General features: G+C 44.5%; 2 protein-coding genes and 1 pseudogene. All 3 read left to right on the top strand.

Features of this window, described 5'->3' with window-relative positions; all coding sequences use genetic code 11:
• The first annotated feature begins 283 nt into the window (after window positions 1-283).
• The 3 genes and pseudogenes from ACEW81_RS10180 to ACEW81_RS10170 all read left to right on the top strand — a co-directional run bounded on the left by ACEW81_RS10180 (window position 284) and on the right by ACEW81_RS10170 (window position 2,542).
• Window positions 284-673, top strand: coding sequence for a hypothetical protein (locus ACEW81_RS10180; protein WP_373532880.1), 390 nt, complete (start codon window positions 284-286; stop codon window positions 671-673).
• A 343-nt stretch (window positions 674-1,016) separates the two neighbouring features.
• Window positions 1,017-2,063, top strand: a pseudogene (locus tag ACEW81_RS10175) (Fic family protein).
• A 74-nt stretch (window positions 2,064-2,137) separates the two neighbouring features.
• A complete protein-coding gene (locus ACEW81_RS10170) occupies window positions 2,138-2,542 on the top strand; it encodes an endonuclease NucS domain-containing protein (RefSeq protein ID WP_373532879.1) in 405 nt (134 codons plus the stop codon).
• The last annotated feature ends 922 nt before the right edge of the window (window positions 2,543-3,464 follow it).

Genomic DNA, 3,464 nt, shown 5'->3' with positions numbered 1-3,464 from the left:
CCGTGATTGATGATGTTTTGTCAGAACTCGCTGGATTTTGGAGCGATATAACCATAGAAGAAGTGCAGCACCTGTATGACCAACTCAAAAACGCCCAATACGATCCGAATGACCTGACGACGTAAATGAGAAACAAAAAGCCGGTAGGACTACCGGCTTTTTGTTGTCTGATACCTTTAACGTCCAAAAACCGGAGATACATCGGTTTCCTCCTGAATCAAATTATGGAAAAATTGGAAAAACGCTGGGATACCTTTGTGTTGAATCGTGGAGGACAATCATTATGACTGAATCTACTGCTTCTACTTCTGAGATTCAAGCGATGCTGCAATCCTTTATTACAACTGGATGGCTGGAAACAGAGAATCATTATCGTATTCCTCAAGACTATCGAGGTGAACCTTTGGCTCTGGTGACTCGTCAGGATGTGCTTCGTATCCTGCAACGCTTCCTGACGGGGGAGTGGGATAACCAAGGCATTGGTAGTTGGGGCGGGGCGTTGTTTGCCTCTTATGGTGATTACATCACTTATGAAGCGGGTTACGGCACCGTGATTGATGACGTGCTTGGCAGACTGGCCAGCTTTTGGACCAGTTTAACTGCCGAAGATGTGCAGCAATACATTAGGATACTCCAACAGGCACAATATGATCCGAATGACCTGACGACGTAAACGAGAAACAAAAAGCCGGTAGCACTACCGGCTTTTTTCGTAAAAGTAAGGAGAAGAGATTTCTCAATGCGTTGACCCAGCATGACCAAGATTACTTTAATAATCGGGATAAGCGAATGACACCGATTGAGGCGACTCAATATCTGGAACGGACTCGTAAGACCTTGTCCCAGTGGCGATATAACAAGAAAGGCCCAGCGTTATCAGGGTCGAGGAACGGATTTGCTACGATCAACGGGTCTTGGATGAGTGGCTTCAGAGCAGGACTCAGGTTGTTTGGCACTGATTGGATGAAAATGGACATTTCTGGTCGTAATTGGTCAGGAATATAAAAATGAGTCCCATGAACACCCTTAGCCTTGAGATTACGCCCGAAATGCTCCAACTGATTGCTGAGTTGGAAGAATTTAAGGGTGCTTGGCGAGCGCTCAAAAATATTGCTCCTGAGCAACTAGCCGCCCTGAGAAAAGTTGCCACCATAGAGAGTGTGGGATCATCAACCCGGATTGAAGGCGTCAAGCTGACGGATAGAGAAGTAAAAGCCCTGCTCTCCAACTTGGATACCACGTCCTTCCGTTCCAGGGACGAAGAGGAGGTGGCTGGGTATGCAGCCTTGATGGAACAAGTCTTTGAGTCTTGGGAGTCTATTCCGCTAACGGAAAACTTCATCAAGCAGCTTCATACGATGCTTTTGCAATACAGTTCTAAGGATGAGCGACATCGTGGGGAATATAAAAGTCTGTCCAATAGCGTGGAAGCCTTTAGCCCTTCTGGAGAGAGCCTTAGAATCGTCTTTCAAACGGCTTCCCCTTTTGACACTCCTTCCAAAATGACTGAACTGGTTTTGTGGACCAGGGAGTCGTTGGAAGACAAGAGTCTTCATGCCTTGCTTGTGATTGCTATCTTTAAGGTGGTTTTTCTTGCTATTCACCCTTTTCAGGACGGTAACGGCAGGTTATCCAGGGTTCTCACGACCCTACTCTTGTTAAGGGCAGGTTACGCTTATGTACCCTACAGTTCTCTGGAAAGCCTCATCGAAGAGAGCAAAGATAGTTACTATTTAGCCTTAAGGCGGACTCAGGGCACACTGGATTCGGTGGCACCTGATTGGCAGCCCTAGATTCTCTTTTTCTTGAGAGCCATGCAGAAACAAATGAAGCGGTTAGAGACGAAAATGGGACGAGAAAGGCTCTTAACAAGTTCTATCCCAGCCCTGTCTGCACAGATCCTTGAACTTGCCAGAGAACGAGGTCGCATCAAGACACAGGATATTGAAACTGTGACTGGCGAAAGCCGAAGCACTATCAAGGCTCGACTCAATGATTTGGTGAAGAGTGGGCAACTTGTTCGCCACGGCCAAGGACGCTCAACTTGGTATAGCCTAGTCTAGAGTTTTTGTAATCCATTTATTACAATTCATACAGCCCATTGTAACTTTTAGAGCCGCAAAAAGGGGTAGTATTAATGTTGGAAGCACATAATAGAGATCTTGTTGCCACTAACATCTCTATTATTGAGGCAAATCTCGAACTACTCGAAGTTGAGCAGTATATACCTAGTGAATTCGGGACAAAAAGTTTTATAGATCTCCTTGATAAGGATCAAGATGGTCATTGGGTCATAATTGAAATAAAAAAAACAAATGCGGCTGCCCGTTCAAGCGTACTGAGCTTTAAATTTCCTAGCGTTTCCTCTTTCTTGATTGCTATAATTCGAGGATGCGCTACCCCAAGCCGTTTAGCCAACTGCGTAGTGGTCATTCCCAGAGCATCACGAATTGCCCGAATCCAACCTTTAGGTGGTCGTTTCATGCTATCAATGGCGATCTTACTTAAGCGGGCATTTAAATGGCGTCTAGCGGTTTCGTGATCAAAGACCATTTTTTAACCCTTGTATTACAAATGCTGTATCAAATTTTAATCTATATAATACCATGCAAGATGCAATATGTAATAGAAGTATTACAAAAACTCACCCAATGAACTGAGAATTATAGGAAATAATGAGCTATAAAGGTTTATGTCCATAAATCTGGCCGATTACGTCCAATTAAAGCCAAAAGACCTGAGTCCTGCTCTGCAGCCACTCGTCCAAAACCCGTTTATCATAGTAAATCCGTTCCCCAACCTTGATAAACGCTGGGCCTTTCTTATTGTATCGTCACTGGGATAAGGTCTTTTCAGATATTGCGCCGTCTCAATCGGTGTCATTGGGTTATCCCGATTGGTAAAATAGTCTTGGTCATGCTGGGTTAACATGTGAGGAACCCCTTATATGTCTACTACATAGGGCTATCGTATGTGCTCAGAAGCGCTTTTACAGTGAATTTCACCCTCTTTTCAATGGTATGTAAACTCACTTTGTCAACTTGACAGGACTTGCTTCCCTTGCGGCGCCAGTGTTTCAAAAAATCGTAAATTTCCTTCGCTATGGTTTTAAACAGTCGTTGTCTATATTGGGGAAATAGCACTTCTTCATAAGATACTGTGGCAGAAAGACCTTTGCATAAGAGGCTTAATCAGCCTGTGTCTTTGAATCCAAGCGTAAGGATTGAATATGTCATCGCCAGTTTTAAAAGGGCAAGTTGTCTACGAGGATCATGGTGGCAAGGGCATTTGGGGTAAACTCGGTTCCATTCTGAGCGGGGCAGGTTGACAGGCGCCCGAAATTTAGAGCCAGTTGAAACTAGAGATTTTCCCGTATTACCATGTCGTCAAGGAGAATCTCGAAATGAAAGCCAGTCGATTTACAGAGGAACAAATTGTCCGAGCCTTAAGAGAAGTGGAAACTG

This window comes from Vampirovibrio sp. (assembly GCF_041737375.1).
Lineage (GTDB): Bacteria > Cyanobacteriota > Vampirovibrionia > Vampirovibrionales > Vampirovibrionaceae > Vampirovibrio.
This window is presented reverse-complemented; position numbering and strand designations above follow the sequence as displayed.